The sequence below is a fragment of the Shewanella sp. Shew256 genome, assembly GCF_002196695.1.
Classification (GTDB): domain Bacteria; phylum Pseudomonadota; class Gammaproteobacteria; order Enterobacterales; family Shewanellaceae; genus Shewanella; species Shewanella mangrovisoli.
This window is the reverse complement of sequence record NZ_NAJR01000001.1, coordinates 30,041-49,900: the sequence shown is the minus strand read 5'-3', so window position 1 is coordinate 49,900 and position 19,860 is coordinate 30,041. Positions and strand designations below refer to the sequence as shown.

The following is a 19,860-nucleotide window of genomic DNA, read 5'->3' as shown; positions in this document are numbered from 1 at the left end:
TACCCGCTGGCTAAGCTCTCTTTTTTATCAGCTATACTTTGCCAACAAAGACAAATCGCCGCAGTTAAAAAATAATACTGTCCCAGTTTGTCTCAACCTACAGGCGTGAAAAGGACTTTGGCTCTGTTTATAAGTCAAATTAACTGATTTTTATGGCATTTATTTTGCCTAATCAGGCAATGTTCAATAGTGGCAACCTCTATGACCGCGGGCAAAACCCCAACACAGCACCCGACTCAACCGCTTAACCGTTTACTCGGTGAAACCAGCGGCGCCTTTGCCGACCTAGGTACTTTTTTACCCTTAGTCCTGGGCTTAATTGCCCTAAACCAATTTTCGCCTCAAGGGATATTTTTAGGTTTCGGCCTATTCGCGATCTTAAGCGCCTTATTTTATCGCCGCCCTATTCCCGTCCAACCCATGAAGGTCATCGCCGCCCTCGTCATCGCCCAAGGCTTAACGCCTGGGATGTTGCAAGCCAGCGCTATGCTGATGGGTATCATACTGTTAATCTTGGCGTTTAGTGGTGCTATTACTTGGCTTGCCAAACAATTATCCCAAGCCGTGAGTGTCGGTATCCAGCTTGCTATTGGACTGCAATTGATGTGGATGGGCACTAAGATGATGAGCGACTTTTGGCTGCTCGGACTCGGCGCGTTTACCTTGCTATTTGTGAGTAAATTCTTACCGTTACGTTACCTTGCTATGCCACTGGTGATCGCAGCGGGCATGTTGTGGCAAGCCAACAGCCAAACCGAAATAACTAGCAGCCTGAATATTCCCGCCTTGAGCGCCTCACTGCATTTGGCTTGGCCTAGCCTCAATGAGTGGAGCTCGGCGGCGATTTTACTGGTGTTGCCACAGCTCGCCCTCACCTTAACCAATGCGGTGATAGCCACCTCGGCCATGGCGCAGGAAAAATTCCCCGAAGACGCCGCCAAACTCACGCCTAAAAACTTGGCCATTAGCTCTGGGCTGGCCAATTTGTTACTCGCGCCTTTTGGGGCGGCGGCCATGTGTCATGGCGCGGGAGGCCTTGCGGTGCAATACCACTTTGGTGCGCGCACTCACCTTGCGCCATTAATCTTCGGCGGTACTTGTGTGGTTATTGCCCTGTTTTGGGATAGCCAAATTGCATGGTTGCTAGGGCTTATTCCTGTGGCAATTCTCGGTAGTTTGCTTTCAATCGGTGGCTTGCAACTGGCGTGGTCAAAACGCCTTATCGATGGTAAACCCTTCTGTATCTTTGTGATCCTCGCAACTGCAGTCACTTGCTTGGCTGTGAACGCCGCCGCAGGGCTGGCTGTTGGCATTCTTCTCGAGCAGGGGCGCCGCACTTGGGCCATGCTCGCCATGCGTTAAGCACCGATATCTCCCTGAAAGTAAAAACCACAGCACATCTCAGTGCTGTGGTTTTATCCCTTAAAATGTTCTTGCCGGATTGGTGGGCGTATCCTTTTGTGCCAGCGCCCATTTCGCTATCGCATCCTTACGCATAAAACCCACTTTCGAGTGTGCTTTCGCGTATTGAATAAACTTGTCTAAGGCATTGGCAAGACCTGGCGTCCCCCCGATACGGTCGTGCACACTAATCGACATCATCCGCCGCCGGGATGCGCCTTCCTGATAGAGCATATCGAATTCATCTTTAAGCTCCTGTAAGAAGGCGGCAGCCGTCATCGCAGTATTGCCACCAAAGCGACCTATATCATTGTTACGTAAGGTATAAGGCACCACGGCAAACGGTTTACCCTGCACAAGAATAATCGAAGGCTCATCCCTTGATAAATCATCAATATGATAGATAAAACCTAGATCCTGCAGGATATTTAAGGTTTGGGTGCTGTGACGCATCCAAAACGCATTAAACCCTATGGGACGCTGGCCGGTGATTTTTTCTAAGGTATTGATACTCTGGATGTAAGAATCACGCTCCTGCGCTGGCGACATACTGTATTGTGGCGTCCAGGTCTGCCCATGGCCTGAAATCTCATGGCCTTCATCCGCCACTTGTTTTGTCAGCAATGGATGTAATTCGGCGGCGCGGCCCACCATGTGGGATGTCACCTGAATATTGTGCTTACGCCATAAACGTAGCAAACGCGGTATTCCCTCATTCATCCCGTAGTCGTACCAACTGGGAGTAATAGTATCTGGATAACCCTGCTCCATTGGTGGAAACGGACCTTCGGCGTTTTTATCCTGCGCGCCAGCCTCAAACTGCATGGATATAGAGATCACCAGTTGTTCGCCATTAGGCCAAAAACGCTTATTCATACTGCCTCCTATTGAAGTTTGTGTTTGATCATCGAGTGCCACTAAACTCGGTAATCCCATGGAAAAGGCTGACTGACTTAGCCCTACACCTGCAATCAAGGCACCGCTCGCCTGTAAACTGGTCTTTAAAAATTGTCGACGTGGGTTCATGACTTGGCTCCTGTGGTTACAGCTTTAGCGGCAAGCTGGCTAAATAGCGTCTGATAATCCTCAAGGTGCCAGTTGTCTGTGATGAAACCCTCACGCACTCGGTACATATCTACGGCACGAAAATCAATTTTTTGCCCTTGTCCACGCTGTTCACCAAAGACACCGGTAAAATGGCCATTAAAGCGGAGACGCACAACCGCACGGTCACCGACCACCAGCAGATGCTCAACGGTTACAGAGAGATCGGGCACCGCCGCCCTAAAGGTTTTAGAGGCCTCGAGCGGACCAGTAATCCCCTGTGCACGACCTTCTGGCAAAGTGCGGTCAATAAAATCGGTCGCTAATGCCCAGTGGGCAAATGTTGGGTCGCCGGTATCCCAAAAACTAGCGTATAACAAAGCGGCGTGGGCAATAGATTCAGCCTGTGACGAACCATCGCTGATCCGCTCCATTGCTGTCACCTTAGGAGTAAGAGCAGTTTTGACATCAACACTGGCTTGGGTAGAACCCCCTTGAGCGGCAAACGCCGCCAAGCTAAGACTTGCAAGCGCAAAGCCCAAAATAGCTAAGCCGAGTAATCCTGAGCTCCATAAACCGACTTTTATCCAAGGCGTAACGGCGCAATAAGTGCGATGTTGCATTATGCCACCTCATCATCGCTAGAGCGGACCACTGCTCGCAGCGCCGCTTGATAACTTGGATAATCCGTATATCCAGCCGCACTGCCACCAAATAATGGCCCCTTATCGAAGGGTGATAGGGGTAATTGATTGGCTAATCGATAGGGCAGATCGGGATTAGCGATAAAGGCGCGACCAAAGGCCACTAAGTCGGCATAACCTTTTTCGATAACCTCATTGCCACGCTCGACATCGTAACGCCCCGCCACAATAATGCTGCCTTTAAACACTTTGCGTAGCTCGATTCTGAAGGACTCAGGCACCTGCGGCGCATCGTCCCAATCGGCTTCCGACAAATGCAAATACGCTACGCCCAACGCCGATAAATGCTTAGCGGCTAACAGGATAGTATCGACTATCTCAGGGCAAGCCATATCCTTAAAAGTCACATAGGGTGCGAGGCGAACGCCTACTTTATCGGCGCCAATCTTGGCACTGACCGCTTCAACCACTTCCAATAAAAAGCGAATACGTTTTTCAGGCGTGCCGCCATAAGCATCGGTTCTATGGTTAGAATTCGTTCGCAGAAATTGGTCGATGAGATAACCATTGCCACCGTGGATTTCGATACCATCGAAACCCGCGGCAACGGCATTTGTCCCTGCGTTGGCAAAGTCGGCCACTACGCGGTCGATATCCGCTTGGGTCATGTCCCTCGGCTCGGGGCAGTCCATCATTTGTCCCTCGGGATGCTGCTCATCAACAATCCACACCTTAGTGCCTACAGGGGTTATCGCCGAAGGCGCAATAGGCGCCCCGCCCTGCTGAAAAATCGGATGGGACACTCGGCCCACATGCCAGATTTGATTAAAGATTTTGCCGCCCGCTTGATGCACCGCCGCAGTGACTTTTTTCCAGCCAGCAATTTGTGCCTCGGTATAAACACCGGGGGTAAAAGAGTAACCTTGGCTGTCGTCCGAAATTTGGGTCGCTTCTGTGATGATCAGACCAGCCGACGCACGCTGGGCGTAATATTGCGCCATTAAGTCGTTGGGAATATTTCCAGGCTGCGTGGTACGCGCCCGTGTCATCGGCGCCATCACGATACTATTTTGTAATGTCAGTGCCGCTGACTCATAGGCTGTAAATAAACTCATATGCACTCCGAACCATAAATGAAGTTTGAATATCTGAGTGCAATAGTGCATTAATTAATCTATATTGATAATCAGCCATATATTTAAATCATTTTCAAAAATAATTTGATATGTACCATATAAACGATCTGCAACTTGCCCTGCGTATCGCGGCGCTCGAAAGCCTATCTGCCGCCAGCAAAGAGGTCGGAATGACACCCGCAGCCGCCAGCGCCGCCCTACAACGGCTTGAAAAAAAGCTAGGTTGTCAGCTGTTTGCTCGCTCGACACGGCGATTGCAGCTCACGGAAGAAGGGCGGATTTTTCTCGATGCCGCTAAGCCTGCTCTGGCCTTGCTCGAAACCGCTTCCGCCAATTTGGCCGAACATAGGGGCGAGCTGAAAGGTGAAGTACGCATTGCCTTGCCCTCTGATATAGGTCGCAGCCGGTTCCGCGGTTGGTTAGATGAGCTGATGGATAGCGCGCCAGATCTTTCGATCCAACTCTATTTTGGCGACCATATGGCGGATCTTATCGATCAAAATATCCATTTAGCCCTACGCTATGGCCAGCTTGAAGATTCCAATCTAAAACGGCGCCAACTGTCGATGACGCCAAGAGTGCTCGTCGCCTCCCCCGCTTATCTTGCTCAACATGGTGAGCCACAAACACTGAACGAACTGAGTCAGCACCAAGTGTTGATTTTAAATCGTGGCGGTGAGCCATGGCAGAAGTGGAAATTCAGCCACAATGGTGAAGCCGTAGAGATTGAAGTGAGAGGAAAACGCTTTTGTAACGACGGTGCCGTAGTACGCGATTGGGCGCTGGCGGGGCGAGGTATCGCCTATAAGAGCTGGCTCGATGTGGCGCAGGATGTCACCGAAGGCAGGCTAAAGCTTATCTTAGCCGACAAACTCGCACCTGCAGTGCCACTGCAATTGGTCTATCTGCAAACCGACTACCCGAGCCATAAAATACGCCGCACCATTGAGTTTTTAGTGCAAAAACTGCAGCAATTTAGCCAAGAATATCCAGCGCCTTAGGGCTTAGCTTAGAGGCAACTTGGCTGATTACAACCACAGTGATTCAATCGCGAAGCGAGCATCTTCAGGTTATTAAAGGGAAATACTAGCCTTTAGACAGCACCACAGTTACCACACAGCCCTGTTGCCAAGGCAATCTGGCATGTGTCGATTGCTGACAATTTTCAATTTGAATACTGCCATGGTGGCGGCTGACAACATCCTTACAAATGGCTAAGCCCAAACCGAGGCCCGCATCTTTGGTGGAGGCAAATGAGGCCATTAACTCGCTGGCTTGGCGCTGTAAACCTTCGCCATTATCTATGACTAATACTTTGATTTCACTAGAGTGATAATAGATCTCAATCCTTAGCTGCCGTGCACGGTTATCCTTGCAGGCCTCCAGCGCATCGAGGCTGTTTTTCACTAGGTTGACCCACATTTGACTGAGGCCAACACTGTCACCCATCAACTCAAAGGGATGACCTTCGACTTGTAGTGTCACTTGCACCTCGGCGCGGTCTAACTCGCGCCGTAGCAGAGCGAGGGCCTCTTTGACGACTAAGGTGACATTCAGTGATTCAGCCTTGGCCTGACGGCGCTTAAGCAAACCGCGAATACGGTGCACAACAGCCCCCGCCCGTATCGATTGTGCGTTGATTTTACCCAAAATATCATAGAGTTCAGGATTATCCTGTCCCAGCCTTTCTAGCTGTATCATGGCGCCTTCACTGTATTGAGTAATGGCGGCTATGGGTTGATTTAACTCATGGGCCAATCCTGCACCAATCTCCCCGAGAATCGCCGCACTCTGCAACCGCTCTAGCTGCAAGGCTTTATCCTTTAACTGCCGCTCGGTGCTGACCAAAAACTCGCTCTTTTGGCGAAATTTATACTCAAGCCACAGGTGATAAATGGTCGATACGATAAAGATCAGCAGCAATACCCCGCCCCACTCTTTGTTTTTCTCCATCCATTTATAGACGGTTTGATACAGGGGCGGCGACGCGCCTTGAAGCTGTAATTCTTTAAATAACTCAATCACCTTGAGCTGGCTCACTGGCGCCGTCCAACCTAAGGTATCGGCGGTAATCGCCGCCGCATGATCGGCGGGCAAGTCAAACAAAGCACGGGTGATTTGCATGGTAATGCGCGGCGATACGGTATCCGCCGCCGCAAATGACCAGTTGGGATAGAGCTGGGTACTGACCTCGCAATCATACCCAGGGGGATTGGTCGGATGAATAACCCGATAGTCGGCCTGATTGATAAGCCCGGTTTCAATCATCTCCTCTAAGGTACAAAAAGGCGCAATGGCAGCGTCGGCATTGCCATCGCGCACCTGATAGATTAACGGCTCTAGGGGAAAGCCTAAGAATCGCACGTCACCGAAAAACTGCTCCGGCAGATAACCCATTTTATGCAGCAGTCCCATCGCCGCCTGATAGCCACCAAGTGCCTGCGGATCGCTGGCGACCACATTCTTACCCCGTAGATCCTGCAAACTGCGGATTGGACTATCGGCACGCACAATAATGGTCGCGCCTATGGTAAAAGTGCTGCCCTGATGCTTACGACTCTTCATGGTCGCCAACCACGAGAGCGGAAAGTTATTACTCAAGTGCAGATACTGGCCGGGGTTGGTCACAATAAATTGCAAATCGTGGCTAAGTAGTTGGCTGCGCATGCCATTAAAATCCACTGGCACCACTTCGAAACGGCTATTGGGGACTTTTTCGCTGAGGTAATCCATCATTGGCTGCCAGCGTTGTTTCGCCTGTAACACGCCATGATTGGCCAATACCCCCACTTTAAATTCATTCAGGGTAATGTCTTCATCGGCATAGGACAAATTGAGCCCCATTAGGCTCAAGATGCAACTCACTACTAGCGCCCTACACCAAGTTACCATTGCTATTGCCTTGTCTTATATGCCTTTGTCTTCGGGACACTCTATAAGCTAGGCAAAAATTAAGCTGTGAATAACGCCAAACTCTCGGATCCAGCCCATGGGATTCGGCTAATTTAGTGATACACCTCCCAAGACCTCGGCTTAAAATTGAGCCAGCCCTCCGGCAGACTTAAGCTAATGGAGTAACAAACCACCGCAAGGGAAACCATGTCCACCAAGCTGCCACTGTATTTAGTCGATGATGATGAGGCGATTCTCGATTCCTTAGGCTTTATGCTCGGACAATTTGGCTATCAGGTACAAACCTTTAGCAGTGGTCGGGATTTTTTAACTCAATGCCCATTAACCCAGGCGGGCTGCGTGATTTTAGATAGTCGAATGCCGGAGATCACCGGCCAAGAAGTCCAGCAAAAGTTGCTCGAGACCCAAAGTCCGCTAGGGGGGATTTTTCTGACGGGCCACGGCGATTTACCCATGGCATTAAGCGCCTTTCGCAAGGGCGCCTGCGACTTTTTTCAAAAACCCGTGTCCGGCAAAGCTTTAGTTCAAGCGATTGAAAAAGCACATAAAGAAAGCCAAGCCAGTTTTGAACAACAACATCTGCAGCAAAAATTTGCCCAACTGACCGAGCGCGAACAACAAGTATTAGCCCATGTGGTTCAAGGCATGACCAATAAACAGATCTCCGAAGCCATGTATTTATCCCTAAGAACCATCGAAGTCCATCGCGCTAAGATTATGAAAAAGCTCGAAGTTAGCAATATGGCAGAACTGGTACAGCATTTAGCTCACCTCAATGCCCTATTGCCCTAGCCACAACGAACCTCGTAAGCCTGACTTACCGACTGTCGCACTCGATAACTCATCTTTTCCTTAGCTAAAGAGACACAAAACAGCCCCCTGCGACAAGCTGTCGCAGTTTGTCAGTTTAGCTTTGTCGCTTAAGCAATAAACTGCCACACTCGGCTTAGGTTCTCTCCTTTATGTCCCGTAGGCATTAAAGATCCACTGCTTTGAACCTTCCCCCGAGAACGGCCAGTGTTCTCGGGGCTTTTTTATTTCCCCATTCTGTTCATATTCCCGTTAAGTCATTGCCCAATCAAAGAATACGACGAAGGATTTAGCCTGAGGCTAATGTAAACCTTATGTTGCTAATTCAAATACTATCAATAGCTTAATGATCATCGCTAAAAGTTAAGTTAGAATATCGCCATCTTAGCAACAGGTGAGCAGTATGAGCCGTCTACACACATCTAAGGGATTTACCCTAATCGAACTGGTGGTCGTTATCATCATCTTAGGGATTCTTGCCGTGGTCGCGGCCACTCGTTTTATGAATCTCAGCCAAGACGCCCACGATGCGCGAGCCAAAGCCGCCTTCGCCGCTTTTACCTCTGGTGTGAAGCTGTATCACAGTTGTTGGCTTGCGGGCGGACACTCGGGTTATACCCAAAATCTTGCCTGCTATGGTGATGGCACAGTTGACTCCACCACTACCGGCTTTCCCCTCGGAAAAGACACAGCCCAAAGCGGTAACCAAGGCACGCAATTACAAGGCGCTTTCTGCGGTGAGCTGTGGCAATCCTTACTCGATAATCCGAACTTTGTCCTCACCTCCCACACGAATTGGGAAAATCAACAGGCATCCGATATCGACATAGTCTACTGGTACGCTGGCGGCGCAATAAGTGATCCTGACACTTATTGTTATTTTAACTATGTGTCGGATGATCGCCGTTTTGGCAGTGAGAACTGGGAGCTAAAATACTATCCCCTCGATGGCCGCACTGTCATCGGTCGTACCTCCTTTTCTACACCTGAGCCTTAATAACGCACCAAGCATACCCGCTTTAGCCACAGGGCATAAAATCCCCAACGCCCTGTGGCTTTTTCCGCTTTCACTTGAAATCTGACCATCCATCCCCATATCTATTCCATCATCCACCGCAGGATTTTCATTGCGGGCAAGAGAAGAGGATTCAAAAGTGACCACTATCGTATCAGTACGCCGTAATAACCAAGTTGTCATCGCCGGCGATGGCCAAGTCTCCCTAGGCAATACCGTGATGAAAGGTAACGCCAAGAAAGTGCGTCGCTTATATCACAACAAAGTGTTGGCAGGTTTTGCTGGCGGCACCGCCGACGCTTTTACCCTATTTGAGCGTTTCGAGTCCAAGCTCGAGATGCACCAAGGTCATCTATTACGATCGGCCGTTGAACTGGCCAAAGATTGGCGTACCGACCGTATGCTGCGCAAACTCGAGGCCATGCTTGTGGTCGCCGATGCCGAAGCGTCACTGATCATCACTGGTAATGGTGACGTAGTGCAGCCAGAACATGATTTAGTCGCCATTGGCTCGGGCGGTAACTATGCCCAAGCGGCGGCATTAGCCCTGCTACAAAATACCGAATTATCGGCGCTGGAAATTGCAGAAAAGTCGTTGACTATTGCAGGCGATATCTGCGTATTCACCAATCAATTCAAGACAATTGAAGAACTTAACTACTAACAGCCCGTGAGGAATATTATGTCTGAAATGACCCCCCGTGAGATTGTCCACGAGCTGGATGCCCATATTATCGGCCAGAAAAAGGCCAAACGTTCCGTCGCCGTCGCCCTGCGTAACCGCTGGCGCCGCATGCAATTGGATGCCGACTTCCGTCAAGAAGTCACCCCAAAAAACATTCTGATGATTGGCCCAACCGGCGTAGGTAAAACCGAAATTGCCCGCCGTTTGGCAAAGCTCGCCAATGCGCCGTTCATCAAGGTTGAAGCCACTAAGTTCACCGAAGTGGGTTACGTGGGTAAAGAAGTCGAGCAAATCATCCGTGATTTAACCGACATCGCCATCAAGCTGACCCGCGAGCAACAAATGGGTAAATGCCGCCAACGCGCCGAAGAACATGCCGAAGAACGTATTCTCGATGCCCTGCTGCCCAAGCCGAAAAACGAGTGGGACAACACAGATAGCGATACCAGCTCCAATACCCGTCAAATCTTCCGCAAAAAGCTGCGCGAAGGCCAGTTAGACGACAAAGAAATCGATATCGATGTTGCCCAGCCCCAAGTAGGTATCGAAATCATGTCGCCACCCGGCATGGAAGAAATGACTAACCAACTGCAAAGCCTGTTTAAAAACATGGGCCAAGCACCGGCCAAACGTCGCAAGATGAAGATCAAAGAAGCCTTTAAGCTGTTGATCGAAGAAGAAGCGGCCAAGCTGGTTAATCAGGAAGATTTAAAAGAGCAAGCCATTGAATTGGTTGAGCAGCACGGCATAGTGTTCCTCGACGAAATCGACAAAATCTGTAAGCGTGGCGAAACCTCAGGCCCAGACGTGTCCCGCGAAGGCGTACAACGCGACCTGTTGCCTTTAGTTGAAGGCTGCACAGTCACCACTAAACACGGCATGGTCAAAACCGACCATATTCTGTTTATTGCTTCGGGCGCGTTCCAAATGGCAAAACCTTCGGATTTAATCCCAGAGTTACAGGGCCGTTTACCGATCCGCGTTGAGCTAGATGCGTTATCAGCCGATGATTTTAAACGCATTTTAACTGAGCCACATGCCTCACTGACCGAGCAATATATCGCACTGATGGCCACCGAAGGCGTGACCATTGAGTTTGCCGAGTCGGGCATCGAGAGCATTGCCAAGGCGGCATGGCAAGTGAACGAGCGCACCGAAAACATTGGTGCCCGTCGTCTGCATACCGTGATGGAAAAGCTGATGGAAGATATCTCCTATGAGGCTTCCGACAAGTCTGGCAGCTCATTTGTGATTGATGCCGATTATGTGAGTGCTCACTTAGATAATCTGGTTCAAGACGAAGACTTAAGCCGCTTTATCCTGTAACTAGGGCTGTTATCCAGCCTGCAATGTTCGGTATCCAAGATACCGAACATTCGTGCAAAATTGTGACTGTGACTAAGGCTTACACTTTGTAACCTTAGCCACAAATTGTTATGTTACAGCTTGTCCATTCCCCGTATTTTCTTGGCACTACCTATGACCACTAGCACACCCAATGTCACCGATCTTAAGCTCAAGCGTAAATCGCGCATTTTAGAAATCAGCTTCGATAACGGCGAGCAGTATCAACTCAGCTGTGAGATGTTACGCGTCTATTCCCCCTCCGCCGAAGTGCATGGTCACGGTAATCCTAAGCTGGTCACCCATAAGAAAAATGTGAATATCACCAGCATCGAACCCGTAGGTAACTACGCGGTAAAAATTGTCTTCGACGATGGCCACGATACAGGCTTATTCTCCTGGCAAGTGCTTTACGATCTCGCCACTCACCAAGTGGAACTATGGGAAAAATATCTAGCTCGCCTACGTGCCGAAAAGGCTTCCCGCGAACCGTTGATCGCGATGAATATAAAATACAACTAATAAATTATCGCCCTTGTTCAAGGAGAGCGCTCAAGACTCTCCTTGAGTGCTTACCCACTGACTAGTCTAAGGAAAGATAATGTCGGAAAAAGTCCCCTGCACAGCCTGCCAAACCTTAATCATGCCCAGCACAGCCGAACGCAATGCGGGCTTATGTATGCCCTGTAAAAATGGCAATCGTGAAAATATCGAACAGGCAAAAGCCTATTACCAAAAGGAGCGGGAATTAGATAAAACCTGCCCTTTTAGAGCCCTGTGGCGAGAAATAGTGGTGCGGGTGCACGACAATAAGCAGGGCTTTCACACGTTAAGCGAAGCAGCACAGCACTATTACGCGGTCAATTGCCTCTCAGGCGAAGTCTACAACGGCGGCTTTATCCAGTATTTCGATAACTCATCGGGCGAGCATTATGCTGTTGCCGAGCGCGGCCTTGAGCAAATTGGCGCTCTGCATTCGTTAGCCCTACTACAACAGGCTAAACAGGCGGTATTTGGCGACCATCCCGTCCCGACCGACAGAGACCAACGCCTCGCCGCAACCGATAATCCAGTAGCAGAAGCCCGACTCAATCAACTCGATGATCAGTTTTATAAAGATTTGGATAATCTTGATATCAAACTAGAGAGCTATGCGATACAGACTGGGTTGGTAGTATCGAGCCGATAAATATTTTATTTATCGCAATAACACTTAACGTCGTGGGGCTTCACCCCACCCCCGACCAAGGAGGACTGCTCGTCCTATCCTCCTTGGATGCTCCAAGACGCCCCAACGGAGTTGAAAGCCCCTTGGACATTTAGCGTCCTTATGCTATCGCGTCAGACGCTCGTCCCTGATTCGACTGACGCTATCTCGGCATCCATGCCTCGATCACGCAACGAACGCAAATGCCCTGCGGCAACTCCGAGTGGATGTGTATTCTGTAACTTCTGTGTTGGCTGTTATCTCAAAAGAATTGTCTTATCCAATCTTCCAATCAATAGACAAAACGATCACAAATCATGCGCATGTATACTTTATAACCTGAATGGTTTTTGCTATCGTCTAAATCAATTTAAATCAGTTGGTTGCATGTTATTTCCCTAAATATTCAACATTGGGGTTATACGTATGCAAACTATAAAAACAATGATGGTGTTAAATCCAGTTAGGGAGCGAGTGGATGAGTTATGACCTATTTATGAAACCCCAAAATGGGGATTTTTCGAAAGAGCAATTTGATTCTTATTTTCATGGTCGTAAAAATTACACCTTAGAAGACTCACAAGCTTGGTATCAAAATGAAGTCACAGGAGTATATTTTGTTTTTGAATACCAAGAGCAAGATGATGATAATGAATATTTCCCAATTGTATTTAATATGAACTTTTTTAGACCAACGTTCTTTGTCAAAGAAGCTGAGCCTGAGGTGAGGGAATTTATATCAACATTTAATTTGAAAGTAGATGATCCTCAAACCCACGGAATGGGCTCTGGAGATTTTAACTCGGAAGAATTTTCGAGCGGTTGGCTTTATGGTAATGAATTTGGATATCAATCAATTCTTGAAGATCATCCAGATGTCTTCAGTTTGCCTACAGAACAGCTGGAAGCTGTCTGGTCTTGGAATATTCATAAGGAAACTCTTCAAGAAGAAGTTGAAGATGATGTTTTTGTGCCATTAATTATGTTACTAAATTATAAAGGCAAAGCCGTTACTGCTTGTGTCTGGCCTGATGCTATTCCGTCATTAATCCCTCCCGTAGATATAGTTTTGATCGGTAGAAACGAACTAGCATCAAAACGATGGTTCAAAAAAGTTGAGGATATGGCTATAGGTACTTGGAGTGAAATTAAACCTCTTCTAGAGCGACATAAAAACAAGATGCATGGTCAAGCTTACTATCTTTTCTACCAATCAGTGCCAAAGGAAATTGAAAAGTATGTTCAAAGCCTAAAATCTTTCGACTTGCGCTCCTTAGAAAGGTTATCAGTAGACCAGGTATTAAATAGAGAGTTGATTCAAAAATATGTTGTTCAACAAGGCAATTAAATTTTCCAAAATATGTGACAAGCTGACTCTTTTGGAATTAAAAGTTAATACCTAAGCGACAGAAGTTCACCTTTCCCTGCGAAGTTGCTGAAGGGCGTTGAAGAAAATCGCGTGAGCGAGGCATGGATGCCGAGTTAGCTTTCGGATTCTTTATTTAATAAATAGGGGATGTACCATCGGAAGCGTTAGCGATTTTCGAATAAGCACGAAGCCACTAACCAATGCATCTAACTTCGCTAGGGTGAGTGCTGCAACGCAGCGATACGAACGAGAGCCATGGATGGCGAACTGGCAATTAAACATGGACGTTGTTCGGCAAGCACTCTTGTAAATAAAGAGGCAAGAGGGAATTGCTGTTGCTCCCCTTTTGGTCGACTCTTTATTAAAAAATCATGGGGTGAAGCCCCACGACTTTGACTTTGACTTTGACGTTGCTTTTACATCACTTCAGCCGATTCGATATTCAAATCAGTTAATCAATCCCAAATCACAGCGATAAAACTACCCTCGTAAAGCAATCTTCAGATTGATCCCACCAGCCCATATCATCGTAATCCTCAATTGCAAATACCATCCACCAGAGTCCAGCTAATGCAATTACGGCAGCAATCACAGCAGCAATTACAGCACTTCCATACGGTTAGGCTGATTTTAGGCGATCAGCTAAACGCCCAACATACTTGGTATCAGCAAGTCGATCCCAAGGTGCTGTATTTAATTGCAGAGTTGCATCAAGAAAACACCTATGTGACCCATCATGTGCAAAAGATCTGCGCGTTTTTTGGCGCTATGGCGCAGTTTGCCAGCGAGCTTGGCGCTGCGGGGCATCGAGTGCGTTACCTCACCCTCGACGATACCCAAGGCTTTGCCGATCTCAACGCGTTGCTACAACACTATGTTGCCGAAACGGGTGCGATTAAGTTTGAATATCAACGGCCTGACGAATATCGACTCCTCACGCAATTAAGCCAGCTTAAGTTGGCCAATGCCGTTGTGAATTGCGTCGATACCGAGCACTTTTTATTCCCCTTTGACGAAATTGATAGGGAATTTCCCCAAGGGCAACACAGGCTGATGGAGCATTTTTATCGGCGAATGCGTAAAAGATTCAATATCTTAATAAAGGATGGCAAGCCCGTTGGCGGGCAATGGAATTTTGATGCGAGCAATAGGCAAAAGCTTAAATCCCAAGATATTAAATCATTACCCACACCCTTGATGTTTGGCCACAATGTGCAAGATATTCTCGAGCGTCTTCAACGCCATGGGATTAATACTATGGGCAAGGCGGATACACGTTTGCTCTGGCCGATAAACCGCGCGCAAAGCCTCGAATTACTTCAGTATTTTTGTGAATACTGCCTACCCGCCTTTGGCCGCTTTCAAGATGCAATGACTCAGCAACATCCAGCGCAGTGGAGCCTGTATCACAGTCGGCTGTCCTTTAGCCTAAACGCCAAACTTATCAGCCCATTAGAAGTGATCAATGCGGTGATTGAGCACTATCATGCAAACCCTTTTATTGAGATAGCTCAGGTCGAAGGCTTTGTTCGGCAAATTCTCGGCTGGCGTGAATATGTACGCGGTATCTATTGGGCCAATATGCCGCAATACGCCAGCATTAATGCTCTTGAGGCCACGCGCAAGCTGCCCGACTACTTTTGGAGTGGCAAGACTCAAATGAATTGCCTACACCATGCTTTATCTCAGTCACTCGATTATGCCTATGCCCATCATATTCAACGCTTAATGGTGATTGGCAACTTTTGTTTATTGACCGAAATCGCCCCCGATGAGGTGGATAAGTGGTACTTAGGCGTGTATGTGGATGCGATTGAGTGGGTCGAAATGCCCAATACTCGCGGTATGGCGCTATTCGCCGATGGCGGTATTGTCGGCACTAAACCCTATGCCGCGAGCGGCAGTTATATCAATAAAATGAGTGATTATTGCGGCGGTTGTCATTACAAGATAAAAGAACGTAGCGGCGCCCTCGCCTGCCCATTATATAGCCTGTATTGGCGCTTTATGGATAAACACCGCGCACAACTCTCCCACAATCCACGCATCGCCATGCTGTACCGCACTTGGGATAAAACCGATGAGGCAGCAAGGCAAGCCATTCTGGCAACGGCCGAACAACATCTAGCGCAACTTGAACGCCTATAGAGGCTCTTCGCATGGGAGATACGCGATGAATATTTTAGTGTTAGGCGGTAGCGGTGGTATAGGTCACGCCATGGTGAATAAGCTGCGCGCAACCTATCCCGAGGCCACTCTCCATGCGACCTATAAACATCATCAGCCAGATACAGAACGAGACGATGGCGTTATCTGGCATCAGCTGGATATCACCCTTGAGGAGGAGATTAAGCAACTGAGTCAAAACATTCCCCAATTAGATTGGCTAATCAACTGTATTGGGATGCTGCACACAGAGGATAAGGGACCAGAAAAAAGCGTGCAGGCACTCGATGGGGATTTTTTCCTGCACAATATCAAGCTAAACACGCTGCCCAGTATGATGCTGGCAAAGCACTTTGAACCCACGTTAAAGCGCAGTGAGTCGGCAAGGTTTGCAGTGATATCGGCCAAAGTTGGCAGCATTAGTGATAACAGATTAGGCGGTTGGTACAGCTATCGCGCCTCGAAAGCGGCGCTGAATATGTTCCTTAAAACGCTATCGATTGAATGGCAAAGAACGATGAAACACTGCGTGGTGCTAGCACTGCATCCCGGCACCACGGATACGCGATTATCCAAACCTTTTCAGCAGAACGTACCCAAACAAAAGCTGTTTACACCAGAGTACGTCGCCCAATGTTTGGTGAGTATTATCGCCAATGCCATACCAGCACAAACGGGCAGCTTTTTGGCCTACGATGGTGCTGAGCTGCCTTGGTAGCAAATATTGGCAATAGTTAAACTTGGCAGCTTTCAGTACTGACAGCGCTTAGCCCTGACAACTCTTAACCTTCACAAAAGTAGGCATAATTGATTCTGCTGCCTTGCCCCCATACTGCCGTCCAATTATTCACATCGCTCATATAGCCAAAGTGGATTGACTGCGATATATCGCATGCTTCTTGAAACGGCGCCTTGTTGTCATTAATAAATTGTACCGAAGCCGCCAAAATATCACCGCATTCCTCATCATCGGCAACTAACCAGATAAAGTCTTCGCGGCAATCTTCCCTAGCTATCATCTGTTCGGGGGAATATAAATCCAGCTTTTGCTTGAGTGTTTGCCACTGCTCGGGCGAAACATTGCAGGAGATTGCCAGCTTATCAAGTACCCCAGCACCACCTGCCCAAAAGGATAAATCAAAGTCTAACTGCTGCGGATCGGGGGCAAAGCCCAACAGGTTTTCAATCACTTGCAAGCTTTTGGCTAAATCGGCATCGGGCCCGCGATAACGCACCTCAATCCCATCATACTCACGCATACTACGACTCCTTCCTTGAGCAAATTCTCGTTTACTTGATCGGCCCGGTTTCACTCACGGGTTTCTTTAATAACTTACGCTGCAAGGTACGGCGGTGCATCCCCAGTTGGCGGGCCGTAGCCGACACATTGCCCTGATTAGCATTGAGTACTTGCTGAATATGCTCCCATTCCAGCCGTTTAGGGCTGAGCGGCGAGTCATCGATTTCATCTTCTGGCAGTGCGCTCGCCTGACTATTGACCTCGAAGGCCGCCAACAAGGTTTGGGTATCGACGGGTTTAGCAAGATAGTTGTCAGCGCCGAGGCGAATCGCCTCTACTGCGGTAGCAATGCTGGCGTAGCCCGTTAGCAGCACCATGATCACCTTAGGCAACAGATTACGCAGGGGCACGATCAAGCTCAGGCCATTGGCCTCGGCCAGTTTCATATCCAACAGAATATGGCTAGGGCAAAACTCCCGCGCCACCAGCAGCGCATTACTGGCATCGTGACTTAAGCGACATTCGAAACCATGGCGAGTCAACCGCCGCGCGAGCACGCCCGCAAGTGCCTGATCGTCTTCAATAATCAATAGCCGTTTCATAGCGCCTCCGTCGTCGTGGCCGATGCATTAGGCTGCAAGAGGGTAAAACGAATTTGCGCCACTGTGCCCCCTTGAGGATGATTGGCGAGGATCAACTCCGCGCCCAAACGCTCGAGGCTGGCGTGGCTCAGCAGCAAGGCCACGCCTAAGCCTTTGGGGCTCTCGATTAATAAGGTCCCCAATTGTGGCAATAATGAGGGAGCGATACCCGCGCCATAATCACGGATCTGCAAATAGATCTGCCCTTCACTTGGCGCGCTATCGAGACTGATATCCACTTGAGCGACACCTAAGATTTCGGCGCTGGCGCGGGCGGCATTTTCAATCAAGGCCATAATAGCGGGGGTTAGGCTCATATCGGTTAAGATCTGTTGCTCTTCCAACTGCTTAGGGGCGCAGGTGATCAACCAGTTGAGTTCAGTTTGCGGCATCAGCAATTGGGTTTTCTGCTTTAATCCGGCCACCAGCTCGGTGACCTTTTGTGGCCGCTGACGACGGTCGCGAATCGACTCAGTCGCCAGCCGCAGTTCGGTCAAGGTATGTTCGCAGCGGCCTAATGCAGTTTCCATCTCAACAACCGTGACCGAAGGTTCGGGTTGTTCGTCCCTTAATTCGTCGAGCAATAATCGCAGTGTCGATAGCGGCGTCGCCAATTGATGGGCCATTTGCGCAGAGACGGTGCCGAGCGCCAACAATTGCTCCTGCCGCAGTTGTCCTTCGCGCATATAGGCAAGCTGCGCATCTTGACGGCGCATGCGCTTGGCAATTAACGCCACACTCGTGGTCAATACCAGTGCCGAAATCACAAAGTTAAACCACATGCCGAGATAGTGGGAGCTCATATCCATACCATGGTGATGCATTTGCGACTCAGGCACGGTAAAAATCATCAGGCTATAGGCAAGCGTTGAGATCGCCGTTAGGCTCCAAGGTGCCCAAATCGGCAGAGTCACGGCGGCGAGCGCTATGGGTAATAGCAGTAAGGAGATAAACGCATTGGTCGCCCCGCCCGAAAAATACAGCCAAGAGATCCAAAACAAGGTATCGAGACTCAGGGCAATAAACAGGCCACGCTCTTTCGCAAACAAGGGTTTACGCAATGCCAAGGTGAGCGACAAATACAACACCTCCAGTACAAACACATGCACTAGGGGCTCCATTTGCAAACTCAGGCCAAAGGTGTCGGCGGCAAACAGCGTCAAACCGATTTGCAACAATAAGCCTAAGGTTCGAAGCAGTGCCACTTGGTCGGCGGCTTGTAAATTGGTGCCTAAAATCTTAACCATGGTGATTCCTTAAACGACAGCCTACCGCCGCCAGTGCCGCGCAGGATTGGCTAAGTGCCTGACTAAGCCCAGCCTTAAAATCAAGCTCAGAGTGGATCCCCAATGCCGCTAAACGCCCACAACTTAAGGTGCAATTTTGCGGCCTTTTGGCGCTATCCATGGGTGTTTGCTCAGGAAGTAAATGCGCAGTATCTATCCCTAGCAGTTCACCTAAGCTGAGCAGCATTTGGTATTTAGTCATGGTTTGCTTGGCACTAAAATGGTAGATCCCCGATACATAGGCGCCGTCACTCTGCCGCTGGATGAGCTTAGCGATGGCATTGGCAATATCTGCCGTCGATGTTGGCGCGCGAATGGCCCAATGGTCGACCCGCTGCGGTCTGCTATCCAACAATTGGTTGATTAGTACCAATACCGCAGACTCGCTCAGTTGAGTCACTTCGCCGTAGAGGATAGGTAAACGTAACACCGCAAAACCGCTGTCGGCGTTCAGCACACAGGTTTCGCCCTGCAATTTAGACTCACCATAAAAATTGACCGGATTGGGCGCAGCATCTTCGGCATAGGGCGGCGTAGTGCCATCAAACACATAGTCGGTGGAAATATAAAGCAACCAAGCTTGGTGAGTTTTAGCGACCTCGGCTAAGGTTTGGCTGGCGCTCAAATTCAGCACTAAGGCATGTTCTGGTGAGCGCTCGGACACATCGGGGCGACGCTCGGCGGCGCAGTGCACTATCACCTCGGGCTGCTCACGGGCAATAAAGGCTTCAACCTCGGCGGCTTGGGTTAAATCGAGCCGATAAATCCCCGCCTCGGCGCGGCTAAAACCAGTGGCAATCACCCTATGACCCACGGCGGTTAACTGTTTGACGACCGCCCTGCCGAGTAATCCGGTTGCGCCCGTTACCATAATGTTTGCCATATTGCCCCGCGATCCTTAGCCATTCATTTGGTTCATAATTCTAAAAGCTTTTCATATTCAACGCACTTGTTTACTC

General features: G+C 49.1%; 19 protein-coding genes. 11 read left to right on the top strand and 8 right to left on the bottom strand.

The window, feature by feature from the left end; all coding sequences use genetic code 11:
- Positions 1 to 201 precede the first annotated feature (201 nt).
- The gene (locus B5P39_RS00250; RefSeq protein ID WP_176399842.1) at positions 202 to 1,362 is read left to right on the top strand and encodes a putative sulfate/molybdate transporter; all 1,161 of its coding nucleotides are present in this window, start codon (positions 202 to 204) and stop codon (positions 1,360 to 1,362) included.
- A 60-nt stretch (positions 1,363 to 1,422) separates the two neighbouring features.
- On the opposite strand, the gene B5P39_RS00245 is transcribed toward B5P39_RS00250, so the two are convergent.
- From B5P39_RS00245 to B5P39_RS00235, 3 genes are read right to left on the bottom strand one after another with little or no spacing between them, the layout of a single operon-like run.
- Positions 1,423 to 2,427 (bottom strand): polysaccharide deacetylase family protein, encoded by a 1,005-nt coding sequence (locus B5P39_RS00245; RefSeq protein WP_088210013.1) that lies wholly within the window; start codon positions 2,425 to 2,427, stop codon positions 1,423 to 1,425.
- Positions 2,424 to 3,068, bottom strand: a complete 645-nt coding sequence (locus tag B5P39_RS00240) for an ester cyclase (protein ID WP_088210012.1) — start codon at positions 3,066 to 3,068, stop codon at positions 2,424 to 2,426. Before B5P39_RS00240 ends, B5P39_RS00245 begins: the two co-directional genes overlap by 4 nt.
- Positions 3,068 to 4,204, bottom strand: coding sequence for an alkene reductase (locus tag B5P39_RS00235; protein WP_088210011.1), 1,137 nt, complete (start codon positions 4,202 to 4,204; stop codon positions 3,068 to 3,070). The genes B5P39_RS00240 and B5P39_RS00235 overlap by 1 nt, the downstream gene beginning before the upstream one ends.
- 110 nt (positions 4,205 to 4,314) lie before the next feature.
- Between B5P39_RS00235 and B5P39_RS00230 the strand changes: the two genes are divergently transcribed.
- A complete protein-coding gene (locus B5P39_RS00230) occupies positions 4,315 to 5,226 on the top strand; it encodes a LysR family transcriptional regulator (protein ID WP_088210010.1) in 912 nt (303 codons plus the stop codon).
- An 85-nt stretch (positions 5,227 to 5,311) separates the two neighbouring features.
- On the opposite strand, the gene B5P39_RS00225 is transcribed toward B5P39_RS00230, so the two are convergent.
- Positions 5,312 to 7,117 (bottom strand): sensor histidine kinase, encoded by a 1,806-nt coding sequence (locus tag B5P39_RS00225; RefSeq protein ID WP_088210009.1) that lies wholly within the window; start codon positions 7,115 to 7,117, stop codon positions 5,312 to 5,314.
- Between the two features lie 207 nt (positions 7,118 to 7,324).
- Between B5P39_RS00225 and B5P39_RS00220 the strand changes: the two genes are divergently transcribed.
- The 9 genes from B5P39_RS00220 to B5P39_RS00175 all read left to right on the top strand — a co-directional run bounded on the left by B5P39_RS00220 (position 7,325) and on the right by B5P39_RS00175 (position 16,452).
- Complete coding sequence (locus tag B5P39_RS00220) at positions 7,325 to 7,930, top strand: response regulator transcription factor (RefSeq protein ID WP_088210008.1); 606 nt, start codon at positions 7,325 to 7,327, stop codon at positions 7,928 to 7,930.
- A 421-nt stretch (positions 7,931 to 8,351) separates the two neighbouring features.
- Positions 8,352 to 8,945, top strand: a complete 594-nt coding sequence (locus B5P39_RS00215) for a type II secretion system protein (protein WP_088210007.1) — start codon at positions 8,352 to 8,354, stop codon at positions 8,943 to 8,945.
- 157 nt (positions 8,946 to 9,102) lie between these two features.
- Complete coding sequence (hslV, locus tag B5P39_RS00210) at positions 9,103 to 9,627, top strand: ATP-dependent protease subunit HslV (RefSeq protein WP_011073856.1); 525 nt, start codon at positions 9,103 to 9,105, stop codon at positions 9,625 to 9,627.
- An 18-nt stretch (positions 9,628 to 9,645) separates the two neighbouring features.
- The gene (hslU, locus tag B5P39_RS00205; RefSeq protein WP_088210006.1) at positions 9,646 to 10,974 is read left to right on the top strand and encodes an ATP-dependent protease ATPase subunit HslU; all 1,329 of its coding nucleotides are present in this window, start codon (positions 9,646 to 9,648) and stop codon (positions 10,972 to 10,974) included.
- Between the two features lie 153 nt (positions 10,975 to 11,127).
- A complete protein-coding gene (locus tag B5P39_RS00200) occupies positions 11,128 to 11,514 on the top strand; it encodes a gamma-butyrobetaine hydroxylase-like domain-containing protein (protein WP_011624252.1) in 387 nt (128 codons plus the stop codon).
- Positions 11,515 to 11,593: 79 nt separating this feature from the next.
- Positions 11,594 to 12,181, top strand: a complete 588-nt coding sequence (locus B5P39_RS00195; protein ID WP_088210005.1) for a DMP19 family protein — start codon at positions 11,594 to 11,596, stop codon at positions 12,179 to 12,181.
- 496 nt (positions 12,182 to 12,677) lie between these two features.
- A complete protein-coding gene (locus B5P39_RS00185) occupies positions 12,678 to 13,547 on the top strand; it encodes a hypothetical protein (protein WP_088210004.1) in 870 nt (289 codons plus the stop codon).
- A gap of 591 nt (positions 13,548 to 14,138) precedes the next feature.
- Positions 14,139 to 15,716, top strand: a complete 1,578-nt coding sequence (locus tag B5P39_RS00180) for a cryptochrome/photolyase family protein (protein WP_088210003.1) — start codon at positions 14,139 to 14,141, stop codon at positions 15,714 to 15,716.
- Between the two features lie 25 nt (positions 15,717 to 15,741).
- The gene (locus B5P39_RS00175; RefSeq protein WP_088210002.1) at positions 15,742 to 16,452 is read left to right on the top strand and encodes an SDR family oxidoreductase; all 711 of its coding nucleotides are present in this window, start codon (positions 15,742 to 15,744) and stop codon (positions 16,450 to 16,452) included.
- 64 nt (positions 16,453 to 16,516) lie between these two features.
- On the opposite strand, the gene B5P39_RS00170 is transcribed toward B5P39_RS00175, so the two are convergent.
- Genes B5P39_RS00170 through B5P39_RS00155 form a run of 4 tightly spaced genes read right to left on the bottom strand, consistent with a single transcriptional unit; the run spans position 16,517 to position 19,784 of the window.
- Positions 16,517 to 16,993 (bottom strand): hypothetical protein, encoded by a 477-nt coding sequence (locus B5P39_RS00170; RefSeq protein WP_088210001.1) that lies wholly within the window; start codon positions 16,991 to 16,993, stop codon positions 16,517 to 16,519.
- 31 nt (positions 16,994 to 17,024) lie between these two features.
- Positions 17,025 to 17,576, bottom strand: coding sequence for a response regulator transcription factor (locus tag B5P39_RS00165; RefSeq protein ID WP_086902272.1), 552 nt, complete (start codon positions 17,574 to 17,576; stop codon positions 17,025 to 17,027).
- Entirely contained in the window at positions 17,573 to 18,862 is a 1,290-nt protein-coding gene (locus tag B5P39_RS00160) for an ATP-binding protein (protein WP_088210000.1), read from the bottom strand. Before B5P39_RS00160 ends, B5P39_RS00165 begins: the two co-directional genes overlap by 4 nt.
- Positions 18,855 to 19,784 carry a dTDP-4-dehydrorhamnose reductase family protein gene (locus tag B5P39_RS00155; protein ID WP_088209999.1) on the bottom strand — a complete coding sequence of 310 codons (930 nt, stop codon included), beginning with the start codon at positions 19,782 to 19,784 and terminating at the stop codon, positions 18,855 to 18,857. Before B5P39_RS00155 ends, B5P39_RS00160 begins: the two co-directional genes overlap by 8 nt.
- Between the last annotated feature and the right edge of the window lie 76 nt (positions 19,785 to 19,860).

Coding starts and splice junctions, on each gene's coding strand:
- B5P39_RS00245 (WP_088210013.1), bottom strand. CDS start 2,427: ATGAACCCACGTCGACAATTTTTAAAGACCAGTTTACAGGCGAGCGGT.
- B5P39_RS00195 (WP_088210005.1), top strand. CDS start 11,594: ATGTCGGAAAAAGTCCCCTGCACAGCCTGCCAAACCTTAATCATGCCC.
- B5P39_RS00180 (WP_088210003.1), top strand. CDS start 14,139: ATGCAATTACGGCAGCAATCACAGCAGCAATTACAGCACTTCCATACG.
- B5P39_RS00155 (WP_088209999.1), bottom strand. CDS start 19,784: ATGGCAAACATTATGGTAACGGGCGCAACCGGATTACTCGGCAGGGCG.
- B5P39_RS00200 (WP_011624252.1), top strand. CDS start 11,128: ATGACCACTAGCACACCCAATGTCACCGATCTTAAGCTCAAGCGTAAA.
- B5P39_RS00225 (WP_088210009.1), bottom strand. CDS start 7,117: ATGGTAACTTGGTGTAGGGCGCTAGTAGTGAGTTGCATCTTGAGCCTA.
- B5P39_RS00240 (WP_088210012.1), bottom strand. CDS start 3,068: ATGCAACATCGCACTTATTGCGCCGTTACGCCTTGGATAAAAGTCGGT.
- B5P39_RS00185 (WP_088210004.1), top strand. CDS start 12,678: ATGAGTTATGACCTATTTATGAAACCCCAAAATGGGGATTTTTCGAAA.
- B5P39_RS00230 (WP_088210010.1), top strand. CDS start 4,315: ATGTACCATATAAACGATCTGCAACTTGCCCTGCGTATCGCGGCGCTC.
- B5P39_RS00175 (WP_088210002.1), top strand. CDS start 15,742: ATGAATATTTTAGTGTTAGGCGGTAGCGGTGGTATAGGTCACGCCATG.
- B5P39_RS00215 (WP_088210007.1), top strand. CDS start 8,352: ATGAGCCGTCTACACACATCTAAGGGATTTACCCTAATCGAACTGGTG.
- hslU (WP_088210006.1), top strand. CDS start 9,646: ATGTCTGAAATGACCCCCCGTGAGATTGTCCACGAGCTGGATGCCCAT.
- B5P39_RS00235 (WP_088210011.1), bottom strand. CDS start 4,204: ATGAGTTTATTTACAGCCTATGAGTCAGCGGCACTGACATTACAAAAT.
- B5P39_RS00250 (WP_176399842.1), top strand. CDS start 202: ATGACCGCGGGCAAAACCCCAACACAGCACCCGACTCAACCGCTTAAC.
- B5P39_RS00220 (WP_088210008.1), top strand. CDS start 7,325: ATGTCCACCAAGCTGCCACTGTATTTAGTCGATGATGATGAGGCGATT.
- B5P39_RS00165 (WP_086902272.1), bottom strand. CDS start 17,576: ATGAAACGGCTATTGATTATTGAAGACGATCAGGCACTTGCGGGCGTG.
- B5P39_RS00160 (WP_088210000.1), bottom strand. CDS start 18,862: ATGGTTAAGATTTTAGGCACCAATTTACAAGCCGCCGACCAAGTGGCA.
- B5P39_RS00170 (WP_088210001.1), bottom strand. CDS start 16,993: ATGCGTGAGTATGATGGGATTGAGGTGCGTTATCGCGGGCCCGATGCC.